17 protein-coding genes and 1 other RNA gene are annotated in these 18,566 nt (G+C 66.7%); 14 read left to right on the top strand and 4 right to left on the bottom strand.

Annotated features, from left to right (window positions below):
• Positions 1-68 precede the first annotated feature (68 nt).
• Together Q9235_RS00670 and Q9235_RS00665 are read right to left on the bottom strand one after the other, a co-directional pair.
• Positions 69-872, bottom strand: coding sequence for an N-acetylmuramoyl-L-alanine amidase (locus Q9235_RS00670; protein ID WP_306224842.1), 804 nt, complete (start codon positions 870-872; stop codon positions 69-71).
• 10 nt (positions 873-882) lie between these two features.
• The gene (locus Q9235_RS00665; RefSeq protein ID WP_306224841.1) at positions 883-1,632 is read right to left on the bottom strand and encodes a TerB family tellurite resistance protein; all 750 of its coding nucleotides are present in this window, start codon (positions 1,630-1,632) and stop codon (positions 883-885) included.
• A gap of 407 nt (positions 1,633-2,039) precedes the next feature.
• Here Q9235_RS00665 and Q9235_RS00660 point away from each other — a divergent pair, with 407 nt between their 5' ends.
• Both Q9235_RS00660 and rnpB read left to right on the top strand, forming a co-directional pair.
• Positions 2,040-2,639: a lytic transglycosylase domain-containing protein gene (locus tag Q9235_RS00660; RefSeq protein WP_306224840.1), complete on the top strand. Its 600-nt coding sequence runs from the start codon at positions 2,040-2,042 to the stop codon at positions 2,637-2,639.
• A gap of 66 nt (positions 2,640-2,705) precedes the next feature.
• Positions 2,706-3,112: RNase P RNA component class A (gene rnpB / locus Q9235_RS00655), an RNA gene on the top strand.
• Positions 3,113-3,285: 173 nt separating this feature from the next.
• On the opposite strand, the gene Q9235_RS00650 is transcribed toward rnpB, so the two are convergent.
• Positions 3,286-3,708, bottom strand: a complete 423-nt coding sequence (locus Q9235_RS00650; protein WP_306224839.1) for an organic hydroperoxide resistance protein — start codon at positions 3,706-3,708, stop codon at positions 3,286-3,288.
• A 149-nt stretch (positions 3,709-3,857) separates the two neighbouring features.
• On the opposite strand from Q9235_RS00650, the gene Q9235_RS00645 reads away from it, so the two are divergent.
• From Q9235_RS00645 to murD, 9 genes are all read left to right on the top strand, one after another.
• Positions 3,858-4,322, top strand: a complete 465-nt coding sequence (locus tag Q9235_RS00645; protein WP_306224838.1) for a MarR family winged helix-turn-helix transcriptional regulator — start codon at positions 3,858-3,860, stop codon at positions 4,320-4,322.
• Between the two features lie 569 nt (positions 4,323-4,891).
• Positions 4,892-5,368, top strand: a complete 477-nt coding sequence (locus Q9235_RS00640; RefSeq protein WP_306224837.1) for a division/cell wall cluster transcriptional repressor MraZ — start codon at positions 4,892-4,894, stop codon at positions 5,366-5,368.
• Entirely contained in the window at positions 5,365-6,405 is a 1,041-nt protein-coding gene (rsmH, locus tag Q9235_RS00635; RefSeq protein ID WP_306224836.1) for a 16S rRNA (cytosine(1402)-N(4))-methyltransferase RsmH, read from the top strand. The genes Q9235_RS00640 and rsmH overlap by 4 nt, the downstream gene beginning before the upstream one ends.
• 2 nt (positions 6,406-6,407) lie before the next feature.
• Entirely contained in the window at positions 6,408-6,794 is a 387-nt protein-coding gene (ftsL, locus tag Q9235_RS00630) for a cell division protein FtsL (protein WP_306224835.1), read from the top strand.
• The gene (locus tag Q9235_RS00625) at positions 6,791-8,569 is read left to right on the top strand and encodes a peptidoglycan D,D-transpeptidase FtsI family protein (protein WP_306224834.1); all 1,779 of its coding nucleotides are present in this window, start codon (positions 6,791-6,793) and stop codon (positions 8,567-8,569) included. The genes ftsL and Q9235_RS00625 overlap by 4 nt, the downstream gene beginning before the upstream one ends.
• Positions 8,570-8,596: 27 nt before the next feature.
• Positions 8,597-10,048, top strand: a complete 1,452-nt coding sequence (locus Q9235_RS00620) for a UDP-N-acetylmuramoyl-L-alanyl-D-glutamate--2,6-diaminopimelate ligase (RefSeq protein ID WP_306228062.1) — start codon at positions 8,597-8,599, stop codon at positions 10,046-10,048.
• Positions 10,048-11,475, top strand: a complete 1,428-nt coding sequence (locus tag Q9235_RS00615; RefSeq protein ID WP_306224833.1) for a UDP-N-acetylmuramoylalanyl-D-glutamyl-2,6-diaminopimelate--D-alanyl-D-alanine ligase — start codon at positions 10,048-10,050, stop codon at positions 11,473-11,475. The genes Q9235_RS00620 and Q9235_RS00615 overlap by 1 nt, the downstream gene beginning before the upstream one ends.
• An 18-nt stretch (positions 11,476-11,493) precedes the next feature.
• Positions 11,494-12,576: a phospho-N-acetylmuramoyl-pentapeptide-transferase gene (mraY, locus tag Q9235_RS00610; protein ID WP_173045221.1), complete on the top strand. Its 1,083-nt coding sequence runs from the start codon at positions 11,494-11,496 to the stop codon at positions 12,574-12,576.
• 81 nt (positions 12,577-12,657) lie between these two features.
• Positions 12,658-14,091, top strand: a complete 1,434-nt coding sequence (gene murD / locus Q9235_RS00605) for a UDP-N-acetylmuramoyl-L-alanine--D-glutamate ligase (protein WP_306224832.1) — start codon at positions 12,658-12,660, stop codon at positions 14,089-14,091.
• A 3-nt stretch (positions 14,092-14,094) separates the two neighbouring features.
• On the opposite strand, the gene Q9235_RS00600 is transcribed toward murD, so the two are convergent.
• Entirely contained in the window at positions 14,095-14,574 is a 480-nt protein-coding gene (locus Q9235_RS00600; protein ID WP_306224831.1) for a VOC family protein, read from the bottom strand.
• 299 nt (positions 14,575-14,873) lie between these two features.
• Between Q9235_RS00600 and Q9235_RS00595 the strand changes: the two genes are divergently transcribed.
• Genes Q9235_RS00595 through murC form a run of 3 tightly spaced genes read left to right on the top strand, consistent with a single transcriptional unit; the run spans position 14,874 to position 18,525 of the window.
• A complete protein-coding gene (locus Q9235_RS00595) occupies positions 14,874-15,998 on the top strand; it encodes an FtsW/RodA/SpoVE family cell cycle protein (protein ID WP_306224830.1) in 1,125 nt (374 codons plus the stop codon).
• Positions 15,999-16,002: 4 nt separating this feature from the next.
• On the top strand, positions 16,003-17,103 hold the full coding sequence (gene murG, locus Q9235_RS00590; protein ID WP_306224829.1) for an undecaprenyldiphospho-muramoylpentapeptide beta-N-acetylglucosaminyltransferase: 1,101 nt from the start codon (positions 16,003-16,005) through the stop codon (positions 17,101-17,103).
• Between the two features lie 15 nt (positions 17,104-17,118).
• Positions 17,119-18,525 carry a UDP-N-acetylmuramate--L-alanine ligase gene (gene murC / locus Q9235_RS00585; RefSeq protein ID WP_306224828.1) on the top strand — a complete coding sequence of 469 codons (1,407 nt, stop codon included), beginning with the start codon at positions 17,119-17,121 and terminating at the stop codon, positions 18,523-18,525.
• The last annotated feature ends 41 nt before the right edge of the window (positions 18,526-18,566 follow it).

Here is an 18,566-nt window from a genome sequence, read left to right as displayed (position 1 = left end):
TGGAGAGCTTGCCAGAAAGCGGGCCGTCCGGCGAGTTAACTTCCTGCAATCTTTGGGTTAGCCGTGCTTCAGGCGGTGCGGGCGCCTTGCGTGGCGGCGAGCAGATCGCGCAGCGTCGTGATCGTCGAGGAATCGGCGACGCCGTCGACCTTGTCCTGGCGCCAATGGCGCTGGAAGGCAGCAACGACCGCCTCCAGCTTCTCGTCGAAGACGCCGTCGACGGTGACGCCGTAGCCCAGCATCGCGAACATCGCCTGCAAGGCCTCGACCGGCTGGCCGCTCTCGCCGCGTGCGAAGAACCGTCCGCCGCGGATCGGTGCCGGCTCCGTCCACAGCCCGACGCCGGCCTCGGCGAAGCGCCGCCACGGGAATTTCTCGCCGGGATCGATCTTGCGGCCGGGTGCGATGTCGGAATGGGCGAGCACGCGCTCCGGGGGAATGGACCAGCGCTCGCAGATGTCGCGGCAGAGGTTGAGCGTCGCGGCGATCTGCTCTTCCGGATAATCGGGCAGGCCGCCGGGGTGTCCGGGATTGGCGATCTCGATGCCGATCGAGCCCGAATTGATGTCGATCTCGCCGGCCCAGTGCGAGGCGCCGGCATGCCAGGCGCGCCGGCCCTCCGGCACGAGCTGCAGGATGTGGCCATTCTCGAAGACGAAATAATGCGAGGAGACCTGCGCGACCGGGTTGCAGAGCCATTGCAGCGCTTCGCCCGCGACCGGCATGCCGGTGTAGTGCAGGATCAGCATGTCCGGTCGCCGGCCCGGCGTGCCGTCCGGGTGCTTGCGCTCGCCATGGTTCGGCGAGGGGAATATCTTCGCGGCGAAGCGGCTGTCGGGCCTGGCGACGTCCGGCGGGGCGGTATCGGTCATGTGAGGCGGCTCAGGCGGGTTGGGGCGTGAGGCTGCGGCTCATGCCGCGTTCCCGTTGGATCGCATCCCAGGCAGCATTGATGGCGGCGATGCGGCGTGTCGCGATAGCGATCGCCTCCTCGGGCAGGCCGCGCGCGATCTCGCGGTCGGGATGGGTCTCGGCGACGAGGCGACGGTAATGGCGCTTCAGCTCGGCGTCGTCCATCTCGCGATTGGCGCCGAGCACGAGATAGGGATCGTCCGGCCGGCGGGCATGGCGCGCCTCGATGCGGACGAAATCGACCTCGGCGATGCCGAAGATGCCGGCGACCGACTGGAGATAGGCGTGCTCGGCCTCATGGATCGCACCGTCGGCAGCGGCGATCAGGAAGAGCCCGTCGAGCACGTCCTCCAGCAGAGCGGGTTCATCCTTGAAGACGCCGGCGATCTGCGTGGCATAGGCCTCGAAGCCGGCGCTGGTCTGCTTGGCGAGATCGAAGAGGCGCTCGATGCGCTGCTGCTGGTCGGGCGGGACCTCGACGATGCGGCGGAAGGCGGTGACCTCGTCGCAGGTCACGACGCCGTCGGAGCGCGCCATCTTGGCGGCAAGCGCGACGAGGCCGGTGGTGAAGACCAGCTCGCGCGGCGCCGGGCCGAAGGGCGCGCCTTCGCGATCGACCAGGACATGGCCGGCGAGCGCGCCGACGAGCGCGCCCAGCGGGCCGCCGATCACGAGCCCGAGCCCACCGCCGCCCAGAGCGCCCCAGAAAGAGGAAGCCATCACAAAACCGATCCCGGTGAATCTGAGTGCGCGATGATGGGAGAAGGGGGCTTGTCCGCGCAAGAGCGCCCGGTGCGACGGCCTGCCGCGCCAAAAAAGCACTTCCAGCCGGGAATGCGGCCGAAATGGGGCGGCTGATTCGCCTGCTTGATTCGCGTTCACAGGCGAGGAGCCGGCGAAGTTTTTCAGGCGAACAAATACATATGAATACTGAATAGTTAAATATAGAATATATTCCTGTTTACGCTAATTGTTGTACGTTTTCCTGCGGGATGTGCCAGATTATCGACACATTCGACCATCAGTTGAGCGCCCCCATCGGCCAGTCATGGCTCAACGGGGTTCAGTTCAACATGCGATATATCTGTGGTGGTCTCGCGGCTGCGTGCCTGATTAGCCTCTCCGGAGTGGCCCTGGCCGAGGATTTCGTCAACGCGGAAACGGACCCCAGAGCTATCGTTCGCCGCGACGCCGAGATCGCCCGCGCCAAGGCTGTCGAGAGCAAGGGTGAAGAGGTTCAGGCCGAGGCGCCCAAGGCCAAGTCCGCGACCCGCGCCGCCAAGGCCGAAGCTGCCAAGGCTGACGCCGACAAGAGCGAGACGCGCGACAGCCGCGCGCTCGCCGCTCCGGCCGGCTCCGAAGGCATCAAGGCGATCATCGCGCGCCATGCCGCCGCCAATGGCGTGCCGTTTTCGCTGGCCGACGCCGTCGTACGCGTCGAGAGCCGCTACAATCCGCGCGCTTCCAACGCCGGCAATTACGGCCTGATGCAGATCCGCCACCAGACGGCGCGCGGGATGGGCTATTCCGGCGGCGCCGGCGGCCTCCTCGATGCCGAGACCAATGCGCGCTACGGCATGAAATACCTCGCCATGGCCTACAAGATGGCCGGCGGCGACACCTGCCGCACCATCATGAAGTACCAGAGCGGCCATATGGCGACCCGGATGAGCGGCGCCAACCGCACCTATTGCGCCAAGGTGCGCACGATCACCGCCCGTAACTGATCTAACTTGGAGTCTCTGACGCGGTTCCGCTTGACGCGGGCCGCGGCAGCGCGCATCTCCCCCTCGCCAGTCGGCCGGACGGCCGCTCTCGCTTGCGAGGGAGGAAAGTCCGGGCTCCACGGAAACACGGTGCCGGATAACGTCCGGCGGGGGCGACCCCAGGGAAAGCGCCACAGAGATCGAACCGCCCTGCGCTGGAGAGCTTCGGCTTTTCCGGCAGGGTAAGGGTGAAAAGGTGCGGTAAGAGCGCACCGCGGACCCGGCAACGGGGACGGCATGGCAAGCCCCACCGGGAGCAAAACCGAATAGGGACGATGCTGCCGGCGCAAGCGGGCAGGGGCAGGTTTCTGTGCCTTGTCGTCCGGGTTGGTTGCTCGAGGCGCGCAGCAATGCGCGTCCCAGAGGAATGGCCGTCACGTTACCGGAGAAATCCGGTAGCCATCCAGAACCCGGCTTACAGGCCGACTGGCACCTCGACCGTCGTGAATTCTACTCCGGCGGGCATCCGACGCAGCTTTCTGCGCTTCCGGTGCTCACGGACCGATGTCCGCTGCGCTCCGGTTCTCGAAAGCCACGCCGGCTGTCTCACCGGAGCGAATTCCCGATCGGTCTCGGGCTCGACGAATACGAGCCGGGACGCGTTGTCTCAGGCGACCGTCGTTTCGACCGGGATGTTGCCCTTCGTCGCGTGCGAATAGGGGCAGACCACATGGGCCTTCCTGACGAGGTCCTCGACCGCGGCCTTGTCGAGGCCGGGCACCGAGACGGTCAGCCTGGCGGTGATGCCGAAGCCCTGGCCGTCGTCGCGGGCGCCGATGCCGATCTCGGCCGAGACCTTTGCGTCATCCGGAATCTTCACCTTCTCCTTGCCGGCGACGAACTTGAGCGCGCCGAGGAAGCAGGCCGAATAGCCCATGGCGAAGAGCTGCTCGGGATTGGTGCCTTCGCCGCCACCGCCGCCGAGCTCCTTGGGCGTGTTCAGCACGAGCTTGACGTTGCCGGTGTCGGTCGCGGCCTGGCCTTCGCGGCCGCCGGTGGCGGAACCATGGGCGGTGTAGAGCGTCTTCATGATCGAGGTCCCTTCCTTGGTAAGGCGATGCTTGTCATATAGATTGTGCGCGATTAGATTGTCAACAATTAATTTGAGCAGAGCGGAGAGCGGTTGATTGCTGGGCCGCTTTCGGCTTTCCGTGAAGCAAGGTGATCGGCGAGGGTGCGATGGCGAAGCAGGACAAGGCCGGGGACGGGATGCCGCGTCTGGAGCAGCAGCTCTGCTTCGCGATCTATCAGGTCGGCCATGCCTTCAACCGGGCCTATCGCCCGATCCTGGCCGCGCTTGGGCTGACTTATCCGCAATATCTCGTGATGCTCGTGCTATGGGAGCAGGATGGGCTCACGGTGAAGGAACTGGGCGAGCGGCTGATGCTCGATTCCGGCACGCTGACGCCGCTGCTGAAGCGGCTCGAAGCCTCCGGCCTGCTCCGGCGTGAGCGCGATGCCCGCGACGAGCGGCAGGTGCGCATCCACCTCGCCGTGAAGGGCGAAGCGCTGCGCGAGCAGGGACGATGCGTGCAGGACGCTGTCGGCGAGGCGCTGGGTGGTGCAGCCGGGGAGGCCGGGCGCCTGCGCGACCAGCTTGGCCGTGTCCGCGATGCGCTGCTTGCGTCGGCGCGCGAGGACTGAGCGGGCGCAATTCGCGGTTGGCGCGACCCTTGTCATTCCGGGACTTCGCGTAGCGAAGGGCCCGGAACCCGCGACCGGATGGGCGGCTTTCAGCGCGGCATGGGGATCGTCTCGCCCAGTCGTGGGTTCCGGGTTCGCGCCTCCGGCGCGCTCCGGAATGACAAGGGTGATGCCTTCCGATCGCCTGCGTATCTGCGCCGCTTTGCCGCGCGCCGAAAATAACCGCGCGCTTTCGTAAAATTTTTTCGCAGCGTTGATGCGCTTTTCCGCCTGGCTATAGGGCCGAGCGGCACCGAATTGCGCGTGCTTACGGATACTTAACCTTAACGAGCTGTGATGCCGGAGAGACCCTTCGGGCGCGTCGCTGCGCCCGTGATTCCATTGACGCCCATAAAGGCCCATGCTATCCCAAGTCATCCCGTCGAAGCCGGCAGGCAATCCAAGGGTCAGGCTCCGTGTGCCGCGCGGAATTTGGCTTGCAGGCGTGCTTTGCCCGCTTCGACGGGGAGACCTTTCGCCGCTCGCCCATCTCAGCGGTGGCGCCTTGAAGAGCAGGCCGGGAGGCGGCGTTGACGGACCGCTTCGTCTCGAATTTCACGAACCGGCTCGACGCCAAGGGGCGCGTCTCCATTCCATCGAGTTTCCGGGCTGTTCTGGCGAAGGACGGCTACGAGGGCCTCTACGTTCATCAGGGCCTCGACCTGCCGGCATTGGATGCCGGCGGCAACGCGCTGCGCTCTACGATCGACGATATTCTCGCGCGCTTCTCGCCGTTCTCGGACGAGTGGGAGCTGCTCTCGACGGCGCTGAACGGCACGTCGGAGGTGCTGAAGATCGACACGGAGGGGCGGATGGTGCTGAGCGAGGCGCTGAAGGCGCATGCCGGAATCGGCGACGCCGTGACCTTCGTCGGTCATGGCCACAAATTTCAGATCTGGGAGCCGGAGCGGTTCCGTGCGCATCTCGATGCGGCCCGGACGCGCCTGCGCGACGTGAAGCGCACGCTCGGCAGCTTGACCATTCCAACGGGAGGCTCGGGCACATGACGGACCATGGCGACCGTTCCGGCGGAGCCATTGGCGGACCGGTTCGTCATGTGCCCGTGTTGCTCGCCGAGGTGCTGGCCGCGCTTGGGCCGCAGGCCGGGGGGCGCTATCTCGACGGCACCTTCGGGGCAGGGGGCTATTCGCGCGCGATCCTCGATGCCGCACCGGACGTCACCCTGCTCGGGCTTGATCGCGACCCCTCGGCGATCGCCGGCGGGGCCGATCTCGTCGCTGCGATGGCTGGACGATTGACGCTGTCGCAAGCCAATTTCGGGGAGCTTGCCGAAGAGGCCGAGCGCTTCAGGATGACACCGCTCGACGGTGTCGTGCTCGATATCGGCGTTTCCTCGATGCAGATCGACCAGGCCGAGCGGGGCTTCTCGTTCCGCTTCGACGGGCCGCTCGACATGCGGATGAGCAGCGCCGGACAGAGCGCCGCCGACCTCGTCAACGAGGCCGAGGAAGGGCTGCTCGCCAATGTCTTCTACCATTACGGCGAGGAGCGCCGCTCGCGCGCCGTCGCTCGCGCCGTGATCGAGGCTAGGCGCAAGGCGCCGATCACGACGACCAAGCAACTGGCCGATCTCGTCGCCGGCATCGTGCGCGGAGAGCCGGGCGGGGCGCACCCGGCGACGCGCGTCTTCCAGGCGCTGCGCATCGCGGTCAATGACGAATTGGGCGAGCTCGTCAGGGCGCTGCATGCGGCCGAAGCCGTGCTGAAGCCGGGCGGGCGGCTGGTCGTCGTGACGTTCCATTCGCTGGAAGACCGCATCGTCAAGCAGTTCTTTGCCGAGCGCTCGGGTCGCGTGCCGGCGGGCTCGCGCCATGCGCCGGCGGTTGCTGCTGCGCAGCCGACCTTCAGACTGGTCGAGAAGGGTGCGATGGCGCCGACCGAGGCCGAGATGCGGGCCAACCCACGGGCGCGCTCGGCCAAGCTGCGCGCCGCCGAACGCAACGAGGCGCCGGCACGCCATGCCGATGCCGGGCTCGTCGCGCTTTCGACAGTCCCTGACCCGCAGCCGCGCCGGAGATCCTGAGCGTGATCAAGCTCCTGCATGTCATTGCCATCGGCGCGCTGGTCTCCTCGGCGGTCTATGCCTATTCGATCAAATACGAGACGACGCTGGCGACCGAGCATCTCCAGAAGCTCAAGTCCAAGACCCAGCGCGAGCGGGACGCGATCCAGGTTCTCAAGGCCGAGTGGCAGTTCCTCAATCGCCCCGACCGCGTCCAGATGCTGGCCGAGCGCCATCTCGACCTGCAGCCCTTCGTGGTGACGCAGGTGGTCAAGCCGTCCGATATCCCGAACCGCGGCCCGAAGGTCGATGCGATCGGCCGCAAGCTCGAGGATCTCGGGCTCGGACTGCCGACCGAGACGCCGCGGAACACCAAGGCGGGTACGACCACGCCGGGAGCCATGCCATGAGCCGCGCGATCGATCAGGAGGCACCGGTGGAAGTGCAGGCGGGAACGGAGGAGGTCGTGGTCAGGCGCGGGCGCTTCGCCTGGCTGCGCGACGTCTTCCGCATGAGCGGCGAGAAGAGCGAGCCGCGCGTCGGCCTCGTTATTCTCTGCTTCTCGGCGCTGTTCCTCGCGATCGCCGGCCGGCTGGTCTATCTCGGGGTCGCCCCGAACGAGCAGGTGGGCCTGCGCCGCGCGACCTCCAACGCCATCTCCTCCGCGCGGCCCGACATCGTCGACCGCAACGGCGAGATCATGGCGACCGATATCCGCACAGTGTCGGTCTTCGCCGAGCCGCGCCGCATCCTCGACAAGGATGAGGCGACCGAGCTGCTGACAGCCGTGCTGCCGGATCTCGACGCCAAGGAGCTGCGCGACAAGCTCGGCACCAAGAAGGGTTTCGTCTGGGTGAAGCGCGAGATCACCCCGCGCCAGCAGGCTGAAGTGCATCGGCTCGGCATTCCCGGCATCGGCTTCGTACCCGAGAACAAGCGCGTCTATCCGAACGGGACGGCGGCGGCGCATGTGCTCGGCTTCGCCAATGTCGACAATGTCGGCATCGCCGGCATCGAGAAATATATCGACTCGCAGGGTCTGCAGGACCTGAACGGCGCGGGGCTCGCGACCGAGGCGTCCGACCTGAAGCCGGTCCAGCTCTCGATCGATCTGCGCGTCCAGCATCTGCTGCGCGACGAACTGTCCAAGGGGCTGGAGCGCTTCAAGGCGATCGCCGCTGCCGGCGCGATCATGGACGTGAATACCGGCGAGGTGATCGCGCTGGTCTCGCTGCCCGATTTCGATCCCGGCAATCCGGTCGACGCGCTGGAGAAGGACCGGATCAACCGGATGAATGTCGGCGTCTATGAGATGGGCTCGACCTTCAAGGCGCTGACCGTCGCGATGGCGCTGGATTCCGGCAAGGCCAATATCAATTCGAGCTATTCGACCGCTGGCGGCATGATGCGGTTCGGCTCGCAGGTCATCCGCGAATACAAAGGCACAGGCCGCACGCTGACGGTGCCCGAGGTCTTCGTACACTCATCCAACATGGGTACCGTCAAGATGGCTCTGTCGGTCGGCGTCGACGGCCACAAGGCTTTCCTCAAAAAGATGATGCAGCTCGACCGGATGACGACGGAGCTGCCGGAAAGCGCGGCGCCGATCGTGCCGCAGCGCTGGGGCGAGCTCAACACCGCGACCATTGCCTTCGGTCACGGCCTTGCCGTCGCTCCGCTCCAGGCACTGGCCGCGGTCTCGGCGCTGGTCAATGGCGGCCATCTGATGAAGCCGACCTTCCTCAAGCGTTCGCAGGAGGAGGCCCGTACCGTCTCAACCCAGGTAATCAAGCCGGAAACCTCCGAAGCGATGCGCTTCATCATGCGCGTCAACGGCGAGCGGGGCTCAGCCCGCAAAGCCAATATCGAAGGCTATTTCGTCGGCGGGAAAACCGGTACGGCCGAGAAGGTCATCAACGGCCGCTATGCCAAGAACCGCAATTTCACGACCTTCATGGCGATCGCTCCCGCAGACAAGCCGAAATACCTGTTCCTCGCGATCTATGACGAGCCCAAGGGCTATGCCGAGAGCGGCGGCTATTCGACTGCGGCCTGGAATGCCGGCGTCACCACGGGCAAGGTGATCGAGCGCGCCGCGCCGATCCTGGGACTCAACCCGCGCTTCGACCCGCCGCCGTTGCCGTTCCCGCTGATGGCGCGACTTGGCGCCTGGGGCTCGCGCTGAACTCGACCGATAACGGTGACCATGACGATGACCGGATACAGCCTCGGAGACCTCTTTCCCGAGATTTTCGAGGCTGAGGCCGCCAGCCAGCAGGTGCATGGCATCGCCTTCGACAGTCGCAAGGTGACGGGAGACGACGTCTTCGTCGCGCTCGCCGGCGCCAAGGCCGATGGTGCGCGCTTCATCATGGATGCGGTCGGGCATGGCGCGGTCGCGATCGTCTCGGGAGGACCGCGCCCGGCGGACCTGCCGGCCGGCGTCGCCTTCGCGCAGGTCGAGGATCCCCGCCTTGCGCTCGCGCTTGCGGCGGCGAAAATCCATCCGCGCCAGCCCAGGACCATCGTCGCGGTGACCGGCACCAGCGGCAAATCCTCGGTCGCGGATTTCACCAGGCAGATCTTCCAGGCGCTCGGCCATGAATCGGCCAGCGTCGGCACGATCGGCGTGGTGACCAGCAAAGGTGCCGATTACGGCTCGCTGACGACGCCGGACCCGCTCTCGCTCCACGCCTCGTTCGACAAGCTCGCGGGCGAGGGCATTACGCATCTCGCGATGGAAGCATCCTCGCACGGGCTCGACCAGCGCCGCCTCGACGGTGTCCGCTTGAGCGCAGGGGCCTTCCTCAACCTCGGGCGCGACCATCTCGACTATCATCCAGGCGTCGAGGAATACCTTGCCGCGAAGCTGCGGCTCTGGGAGTTGCTGCCTGATGGCGCGCCGGTCGTGATCAACCGCGACGAGCCCTATGCGGAGGAGGCGGCTGAGGCTGCTTCCAGGACCGGGCATCCGATCATCGGCATCGGCCGCAAGGGCGAGACACTGACGCTGCTCGCGAACGAGCGCGATGGCTTCTCGCAGCGGCTGACGGTCAGCTTCGACGGGCGCGAGCTTGTCGTCGGCTTGCCGCTGGTCGGCGACTTCATGGCCGGCAATGCGCTGGTCGCCGCCGGACTCGCCATCGCCACCGGCGAGGACAAGGCCGCGTCGCTCAAGGCTATCTCGGGGCTCACGGGTGTCGCTGGGCGGTTAGAGCGCGTCGGCGAGGCCAATGGCGGGCCCGTCGTCGTCGACTACGCTCACAAGCCCGATGCGCTCGCTGCCGTGCTGACAACGCTGCGGCCCTACGCGACCGGGCGGCTGATCTGCGTCTTCGGCTGCGGCGGCGACCGCGACAAGGGGAAGCGCCCGCTGATGGGCGCGATCGCGGCCGAGAAGGCCGATATCGCCATCGTCACCGACGACAATCCGCGCAGCGAGGACCCGGCGACGATCCGGGCCGAGATCATGGCCGCTTCACCGAAGCTCCAGGAAATCGGCGACCGAGAGGAAGCGATCAACGCTGCCGTCAAGATGCTGAAGCCTGGGGATCTGCTCGTCGTGGCCGGAAAAGGCCATGAATCCGGCCAGATCATAGGCGACCGGACGCTGCCCTTCTCGGATCATGACGTGGTCCGAAAAGCGCTATCGGAGGTGAAGTAATGGGCGCCCCGCTCTGGACCGGAGACAAGCTGATCGCGGCGCTGCGCGCGCGAGCCGAAGGCGCCGTGCCGCCGGTCGTGACGGGCGCTTCCATCGATACCCGCACGCTGGAGCCGGGCGACGTCTTCTTCGCGATCACCGGCGAGACCCGCAACGGGCATGATTTCGTCAAGGCTGCGCTCGACAAGGGCGCGGCGCTCGCCGTGGTCGACGAGGCGCATGCATCGCAGTTTGAAGGCGCCGGCGCACTCGCCATCGTGCCGGACGTGCTGAAGGCTATGGAGCATGCCGGCACCGCGCGCCGCGCCGAGCTCAAGGCCGGTGTCATTGCGGTTACCGGCTCGGTCGGCAAGACCGGCACGAAAGAGGCCTTGCGCCTCGTGCTCTCGCGCCAGGGCAAGACCCATGCGCCGGTCGCCTCCTACAACAACCACTGGGGCGTGCCCCTCACGCTCTGTCGCACGCCGGCCGATGTCGCCTATGGCGTCTACGAGATCGGCATGAACAGCCCCGGCGAGATCGTGCCGCTGGCGCGGATGGTGCGCCCGCAGGTCGCCATCGTGACCACGATCCAACCCGTGCATCTCGCGGCTTTCGCCTCGCTCGAAGGGATCGCCGAGGAAAAGGCAGGCGTTTACTGGGAACTCGAAAAAGGCGGCACGGCGATCGTCAACGCCGACATCCCGCAATCCGAACTGCTGCGCGACATCGCCAAGTCGGGGCCTGCCGGGCGGATCGTCACCTTCGGCGAAAGCCCCGATGCCGACGTCAAGCTGATCTCCTGCGCGCTGAAGCCCGACCTGTCGACGGTCGAGGCCCGCGTCTTCGGCGAGCCCGTGACCTATCGGCTCGGCAGCCCCGGCAAGCATATCGTGCTGAATTCGCTCGCCGTGCTCGCCGCCGTCCATGCGCTCGGCGCCGATCTCGCGCTGGCGGCGCTGGCGCTGGGTGATCTCACGCCGCCGGCCGGGCGTGGTGCCCGCCAGGTTCTGCAGGCGCCCGGCGGCAGGATCACGCTGCTCGACGAAAGCTATAACGGCAACCCCGCCTCGATGCGGGCCGCGATCGAGAATCTCGGCCGCCTGCCGGTCGAGGGGCGCGGAAGGCGCATCGCCGTGCTCGGCGACATGCTGGAGCTCGGGCCGACCGGTCCCGATCTGCATCGGGGGCTCGCCGAGCCGCTGGTTTCCAACGGAATCGACAAGGTCTTCACCTGCGGCCCGCTGATGAAGGGGCTGCATGAGAGCTTGCCTTCCGCCATGCGGGGGGCTTATGCCGCAACCGCGAGCGAGCTGGAGCCGCTCGTGCTCGATGCGATCCGCGGCGGCGACACCGTCACGGTCAAGGGATCGCTGGGCACGCGCATGGGTCCGATCGTCAAGGCGATCCTCGCGCGCTTTCCTGCCGTGCCTGCCGAAGACCAATAGACAAGAGAACCCTGCAGAATGCTCGTTTGGCTCGCCGACTTCGCCGGCACCTTCCCGGTGCTAAACGTCTTCCGCTACATCACCTTCCGCGCAGGCGGAGCGACGGCGACGGCGCTGCTTTTCGTCTTCTTCTTCGGTCCCTCGGCGATTTCCTGGCTCCGGATCAAGCAGGGCAAGGGCCAGCCGATCCGCACCGACGGGCCGGAATCGCATCTCGCCAAGCGCGGCACGCCGACCATGGGCGGGCTGATGATCCTGACCGGGCTGTTCGTCGCGGTGCTGCTCTGGGGCAACCTGCGCAATCCTTACGTCTGGATCGTGCTCGGCGTCACCGCGGCCTATGGAGCGATCGGCTTCTATGACGATTATCTCAAGGTCACCAAGCAGTCGCACAAGGGCTTCTCGGGCAAGGCGCGCATTTCGATCGAGGTCGTGGTCGCGCTGATCGCCTGCTATTTCATCATGCAGACGCAGCCGCCGGCGATCGGCTCGGGCTTCGCGATGCCCTTCCTCAAGGAAGCGATCATTCCGCTCGGCATCCTGTTCCCGCTGGTTACCGCCTTCGTCGTGGTCGGCGCCGGCAATTCGGTGAACCTGACCGACGGTCTCGACGGCCTCGCCATCGTGCCGGTGATGATCGCGGCCGGCACCTTCGGCTTCATCTCCTATCTCGTCGGCAATGCGATCTTCGCCAATTACCTGCAGATCCACCACATCCCCGGCGCGGGCGAGCTTGCGGTGATCTGCGGCGCGGTGATCGGCGCCGGCCTCGGCTTCCTCTGGTTCAACGCGCCGCCGGCCCAGATCTTCATGGGCGATACCGGGTCGCTGGGCCTCGGCGGCCTGCTCGGCACCATCGCGGTCGCGACCAAGCACGAGATCGTGCTCGCCATCGTCGGCGGCCTCTTCGTGGTCGAGGCGCTCTCGGTCATCATCCAGGTCTTCGTGTTCAAGCGCACCGGCAAGCGCGTCTTCCTGATGGCGCCGATCCACCACCATTTCGAGAAGCTGGGCTGGACCGAGCCGCAGGTCGTGATCCGCTTCTGGATCATCTCGGTCGTGCTGGCGCTGGTCGGCCTCGCCACGCTGAAGCTGCGCTGATTTGAGTGAGGGCATGATGTCCCCCGAAAACCGGTTCCCACTATTCGCTACCGCGGACCTGCGGTTCGGCATCATGACGCGATGACGCCCGTCACCGTTTTCGCCGGGCGCAAGGTCGCCCTGTTCGGCCTCGGCGGCTCCGGGCTCGCGACGGCGCGCGCGCTCAGGGCAGGCGGCGCCGCGGTCGCGGCCTGGGACGACAACGAGAAGAGCCGGGACAAGGCGGCGGCCGAGGGCATCGCCGTCGTCGACTTGGCGAATGCCAACTGGTCGGGCTTCGCGGCTTTCGTGCTCTCGCCCGGCGTGCCGCTGACCCATCCCGAGCCGCACTGGACGGTCGGCAAGGCCAAGGCTGCCGGCGTCGCGATCATCGGCGATGTCGAGTTGTTCTTCCGGGAGCGGGCGAAGATCGCGCCGGGCGCGCCGGTCGTCTGCATCACCGGCACCAACGGCAAGTCGACCACGACCGCACTGATCGCGCATGTTCTGCGTGAAGCCGGCCGCGACGTGCAGATGGGCGGCAATATCGGCACGGCCGTGCTGGCGCTGAACCCGCCGGCCGCGAACCGCATCCATGTCATCGAGTGCTCGAGCTATCAGATCGATCTCGCGCCCTCGCTTGCGCCGACCGTCGGCATCCAGATGAACCTGACGCCCGACCATCTCGACCGGCATGGCTCGCTGGAGAACTACGCCGCCATCAAGGAGCGGCTGGTCGCGGCCGCCGATATCGCCGTCGTCGGCGTCGATGACGATGCCTCCAAGCAGATGGCGCGTCGTCGTGCCGCCGGAGGCCGCCCGCTGGTCAGGATCAGCGGCGAGCAGCCGCTCGACGAAGGCGTCTTCGCCGGCGTCACCGCCAATCAGGGCCGGCTCGACACCCGCATCGTCGAGGTCAAGGACGGCAAGCCGCGCGTCGTCGCCAATCTCGCCGGCATCGGCTCGTTGCGCGGTTCGCATAATGCGCAGAACGCGGCGGCTGCCTTTGCTGCCTGCTCGGCCTTGGGCCTCACCGCTGAAGAGATCGCGGCGGGCTTCAAGACCTATCCGGGCCTGGCGCATCGCATGGAGGAACTCGGCCGGATCGGCCGCGTCGTCTTCATCAACGATTCCAAGGCGACCAATGCTGACTCCACCGAGAAGGCGCTGACCTCCTTCCACGGCATCTTCTGGATCCTTGGCGGCAAGGCGAAGGACGGCGGGATCGAGTCGCTCCGCCGCTATTTCCCGAACATCGCCCGTGCCTATCTGATCGGCGCGGCGAGCGATCTCTTCGCCGCGACCTTCGACGATGACGGGCGCGTCGCCTATGAGCGCAGCGTCACGCTCGACAAGGCGGTAGCCGATGCGACGCGCGACGCGCTGGCGACGTCGGGCGAGGGCGAGATCGCGGTGCTGCTCTCGCCGGCCTGCGCCTCCTTCGACCAGTTCCCGAATTTCGAGGTGCGCGGCGACAGCTTCCGCAAGCTGGTTGCCGACCTGCCGGGCTTCGAGCCCTTCGGCGGCAAGCGGTAGGTCTCAGCCGCGCCGGGCCGCCTCGATCTTGGCGACGTCGATCTTCTGCATCGTCATCATCGCTGCGAAAGCGCGCTTGGCCTCCTCGCCACCGGCGGCGAGCGCCTCGGTCAGCACGCGCGGCGTGATCTGCCAGGACAGGCCCCATTTGTCCTTGCACCAGCCGCAATCGCTCTCCTTGCCGCCATTGCCGACGATGGCGTTCCAGTAGCGATCCGTCTCCGCCTGGTCCTCGGTGGCGATCTGGAAGGAGAAGGCCTCGCTGTGCTTGAACATCGGCCCACCATTGAGGCCGAGGCAGGGAATGCCGAGGATCGTGAAGGTGACGGTCAGCGCGTCGCCGGCCTTGCCGGAAGGAAAGTCGGTGGGGGCGCGGAACACCTCGTTCACCGCGCTGTCCGGGAAGGTCTGCGCATAGAAGCGGGCGGCAGCCTCGGCATCCTTGTCGTACCACAGGCAGATCGTGTTCTTGGCGATGGCCATGATCAGTCCTTTCGCTGTTGGTGCAAGCCGTAGCTCCTCCCATGGGGGCGACAATGCGTGTCAGGAGCGGCCTTCGCATTTGATCGGCAACACGAGTCCGATTTGAGGCACGAAGCCGATCGACATGGTCGAACCTGCGTCGAAGAGGTCGCGAGGAGCCATGCGCCACTGTGGATTGCGGTGCGCTGAGACCACTGATCCGGCGCATCGGAATCAATCGGTTAACCATTCATTGACAGAGTGATTCGTCACGCAAGCGCGGCTTCGGCCGCGCCGAATTTGTCGATGGGATGCCCGTCATGGTCTCGCGCGCGGAACCTTCTCTCAGCGGTCGCTGGTGGTGGTCGATCGATCGCCTCATCCTCGCCGCGCTCGTCGCCCTGATGGTCTCGGGTGTGGTGCTGCTGATGGCGGGCGGGCCGCCGGTGGCCGAGCGGCTCGGCCTCTCGACCTTCCATTTCGTCAACCGACAGGCGGCCTATCTGCTCGGCGCTATGGTGATCTTCCTCGGGGTGTCGCTGATGACGCCGCGCCAGGTGCGCCGTGCCGCGCTGTTGATCTATCTCGGCTCGCTCGCCATGGTGGTGGCGACGCTCTATTTCGGCGTCGAGGTGAAGGGCGCCAAGCGCTGGCTGACGCTCGGGCCGCTCGGCTCGGTCCAGCCGTCGGAGTTCCTCAAGCCCGCTTTCGTCATCATGGCGGCCTGGGCCTTCGCCGAGGGCACGCGCCGGCCGGACCTGCCGGGTACGATCCTGGCGCTGCTGCTGCTGCCGGTCACCATCGTGCCGCTCATCCTGCAGCCCGATTTCGGCCAGACCATGCTGGTCAGCCTCGTCTGGTGCGGCCTGTTCTTCGTCGCCGGCCTGCATTGGTTCTGGGTGATAGGGCTCGGCGGCATCGGCGCCGTCGGCATCTTTGTCGCCTATGAACTGGTGCCGCACGTCCGTGCCCGCATCGAGCGCTTCATGGACAAGGGCTCGGGCGATTCCTTCCAGGTCGACACGGCACTGGAGAGCTTCGCGCAGGGCGGCTGGCTCGGCAAAGGCCCGGGCGAGGGCACGGTGAAGCGCATCCTGCCGGACGCCCATACCGACTTCATTTTTGCAGTCACGGCCGAGGAATTCGGCATCGTCGTCTGCATGCTGCTGGTCGCGCTCTTCGCGATCATCGTGATCCGGGCGCTGTTCGTGGCGCAGAAGGCGGAGGACCCGTTCATCCGCCTCGCGGTCACCGGCCTTGCCCTGCTCTTCGGCATCCAAGCGGCGATCAACATGATGGTCAACCTGCACATGATGCCGGCCAAGGGCATGACGCTGCCCTTCATCTCCTATGGCGGCTCCTCTCTGCTCTCGCTCGCGGTCGGGACCGGCTTTCTGCTGGCATTGACGCGGCGGCGCCCCCGCGCGGTGGATTTCGGGCGCTGATCCGATGGCCACGGGCAAGCTGATCATGCTGGCAGCCGGAGGAACCGGTGGCCATCTCTTCCCGGCCGAGGCGCTGAGCCACGCGCTGCATGCCAAGGGCATGCGCGTCGTGCTGATGACCGATACGCGCGCCGCCGAATTCGCCGGCAGTTTCCCGGCCGAGGCGGTGCATGCCGTGCCGGCCGCGACGCCGTCCGGCCGCTCGCCGCTGCAGAAGGCGGCAGCCCTCCTCCACATCGCCAAGGGCACGTTCGCGGCGCGTCGGATCATCCGGCAGGTGAAACCGGACGTCGTCGTCGGTTTCGGCGGGTATCCGACGGTGCCGCCGGTGCTTGGCGCCTCGCTTGCGGGCGTCCGTACTCTCATCCACGAACAGAACGCCGTGATCGGCCGCGCCAACCGCTTCCTCGCCGGCCGCGCCGATGTGATCGCGACCGGTTTCGCGAGGGTAGGCGGGCTCAGCGAGGCGCAGCAGGCCAAGTGCCGCCATGTCGGCAATCCCGTGCGCCCTGCCGTGATCGAGGCTGCGACCCGTGACTATGGCCCGCCGGGCGAGGGCAAGATCAGGCTGCTCGTCTTCGGCGGCAGCCAGGGCGCGCGCATCATGGCCGATATCGTGCCGCCGGCGATCGAGCTCCTGACCGAGGCCGAGCGGTCGCATCTCACCATCGTGCAGCAGGCGCGCGCCGAGGACGAGAAGCGCGTGCGCGGCATCTACGAGACGCTCGGCGTTCAGGCGACGATAGCACCCTTCTTCAAGGACCTGCCGGCGCAGATGGCGGTGGCGCAGCTCGTGATCGCGCGCTCCGGTGCTTCGACCGTGGCGGAACTGACCGTGATCGGCCGGCCGGCTTTGCTGGTGCCGTTGCCAGGCTCGCTCGACCAGGACCAGGCGGCAAACGCCGCCTTCCTCGAAGGGGCGGGCGGCGCGATCCGCATTCTCCAGCCGGACTTCACGCCGCGCCATCTTGCTGCCGAATTGTCCAAGCTCATCGCGCAGCCCACGCACTTGACGACGATGGCAGCAAACGCGAAGAGCGCCGGCATCCCCGACGCTGCCGACCGCCTGGCCGATCTCGTGATCGCCACGGCTCAATCGAACTGACAGGATTCCAGGACCATGAAGCTGCCGCCGAAGCTCGGCTCCATCCATTTCGTCGGCATCGGCGGCATCGGCATGTCCGGCATCGCCGAGGTCCTGCACAATCTCGGCTACAAGGTGCAGGGCTCGGACGCCTCCGACGGCGCCAACGTCAAGCGCCTCGCCGACAAGGGCATCACCACCTTCGTCGGCCACAAGGCCGAAAACCTCGGCGAGGCCGAGGTCGTCGTCGTCTCGACCGCGATCAAGCGCGACAATCCCGAATTGCTCGCCGCCCGCGAACTGCGCCTGCCGGTGGTGCGCCGCGCCGAGATGCTGGCTGAGCTGATGCGCCTCAAGAGCTGTGTCGCGATCGCCGGCACCCATGGCAAGACGACCACGACCTCGCTGGTCGCGACGCTGCTGGAGAAGGGCGGGCTCGACCCGACCGTGATCAATGGCGGCATCATCAACGCCTATGGCACCAATGCCCGCATGGGCGAGAGCGACTGGATGGTGGTCGAGGCCGACGAGTCCGACGGCACCTTCCTGAAGCTTCCGGCGGACGTCGCGATCGTCACCAATATCGACCCCGAGCATCTCGACCATTTCGGCACCTTCGACGCGATCAAGGCGGCCTTCCGCTCTTTCGTCGAGAACCTGCCGTTCTACGGCTTCGCCGTGATGTGCATCGACCATCCGACGGTGCAGGGGCTGGTTGGACAGATCACCGACCGCCGCGTCGTGACCTACGGCGAGAACCCGCAGGCGGATTTCCGCCTGATCGACATCGATCTCTCGGGCGGGCAGGCGAAGTTCACGCTGCTGATCCGCGACCGCAAGACCGGCCGCGACGAGGTGATCCGTGATCTCGTGATGCCGATGCCCGGCCACCACAATGCGCTGAACGCCACGGCTGCGATCGCCGTCGCCTACGATCTCGGCATTCCCGTTCCGCGCATCCGCGAAGCGCTGGCCGGCTTCGGCGGCGTCAAGCGCCGCTTCACCAAGACCGGCGAGTGGAATGGCGCGCTGATCTTCGACGATTACGGCCACCATCCGGTCGAGATCGCTGCCGTGCTGAAAGCGGCCCGCGCCTCGACCAAGAACAAGGTGATCGCGATCGTCCAGCCGCATCGCTACACCCGCCTGTCGAGCCTGTTCGACGATTTTGCCGCCTGCTTCAACGATGCCGATACGGTGATCGTGGCTGATACCTATGCCGCCGGCGAAGCGCCGATCGCGGGCGCGGATCGCGATTCGCTGGTCGCGGGGATCAAGGCGCGCGGCCACCGCCATGCGCTGCCGCTGGAGAGCTCCGACAAGCTCGCCGGGATGGTGGCGGAGCTGGCCGGGCCGGGCGACTACGTTGTCTGTTTGGGCGCCGGCAACATCACGCAATGGGCCTACGCGCTGCCGGGGGAACTGGCTGCGCTCAAGGGATAAGCCGGGATCGCCGCAATTGCGCCGTCATGCGCTGGCCTGAG

It is taken from the genome of Bosea beijingensis, assembly GCF_030758975.1.
Lineage (GTDB): Bacteria > Pseudomonadota > Alphaproteobacteria > Rhizobiales > Beijerinckiaceae > Allobosea > Allobosea beijingensis.
Note: the sequence above shows the minus strand (reverse complement) of the source record. Positions and strands in the feature narration are given on the sequence as shown.

Coding starts and splice junctions, on each gene's coding strand:
- Q9235_RS00670 (WP_306224842.1), bottom strand. CDS start 872: ATGACCGATACCGCCCCGCCGGACGTCGCCAGGCCCGACAGCCGCTTC.
- Q9235_RS00665 (WP_306224841.1), bottom strand. CDS start 1,632: ATGGCTTCCTCTTTCTGGGGCGCTCTGGGCGGCGGTGGGCTCGGGCTC.
- Q9235_RS00650 (WP_306224839.1), bottom strand. CDS start 3,708: ATGAAGACGCTCTACACCGCCCATGGTTCCGCCACCGGCGGCCGCGAA.
- Q9235_RS00645 (WP_306224838.1), top strand. CDS start 3,858: ATGGCGAAGCAGGACAAGGCCGGGGACGGGATGCCGCGTCTGGAGCAG.
- rsmH (WP_306224836.1), top strand. CDS start 5,365: ATGACGGACCATGGCGACCGTTCCGGCGGAGCCATTGGCGGACCGGTT.
- Q9235_RS00625 (WP_306224834.1), top strand. CDS start 6,791: ATGAGCCGCGCGATCGATCAGGAGGCACCGGTGGAAGTGCAGGCGGGA.
- Q9235_RS00620 (WP_306228062.1), top strand. CDS start 8,597: ATGACCGGATACAGCCTCGGAGACCTCTTTCCCGAGATTTTCGAGGCT.
- Q9235_RS00615 (WP_306224833.1), top strand. CDS start 10,048: ATGGGCGCCCCGCTCTGGACCGGAGACAAGCTGATCGCGGCGCTGCGC.
- mraY (WP_173045221.1), top strand. CDS start 11,494: ATGCTCGTTTGGCTCGCCGACTTCGCCGGCACCTTCCCGGTGCTAAAC.
- murD (WP_306224832.1), top strand. CDS start 12,658: ATGACGCCCGTCACCGTTTTCGCCGGGCGCAAGGTCGCCCTGTTCGGC.
- Q9235_RS00600 (WP_306224831.1), bottom strand. CDS start 14,574: ATGGCCATCGCCAAGAACACGATCTGCCTGTGGTACGACAAGGATGCC.
- Q9235_RS00595 (WP_306224830.1), top strand. CDS start 14,874: ATGGTCTCGCGCGCGGAACCTTCTCTCAGCGGTCGCTGGTGGTGGTCG.
- murG (WP_306224829.1), top strand. CDS start 16,003: ATGGCCACGGGCAAGCTGATCATGCTGGCAGCCGGAGGAACCGGTGGC.
- murC (WP_306224828.1), top strand. CDS start 17,119: ATGAAGCTGCCGCCGAAGCTCGGCTCCATCCATTTCGTCGGCATCGGC.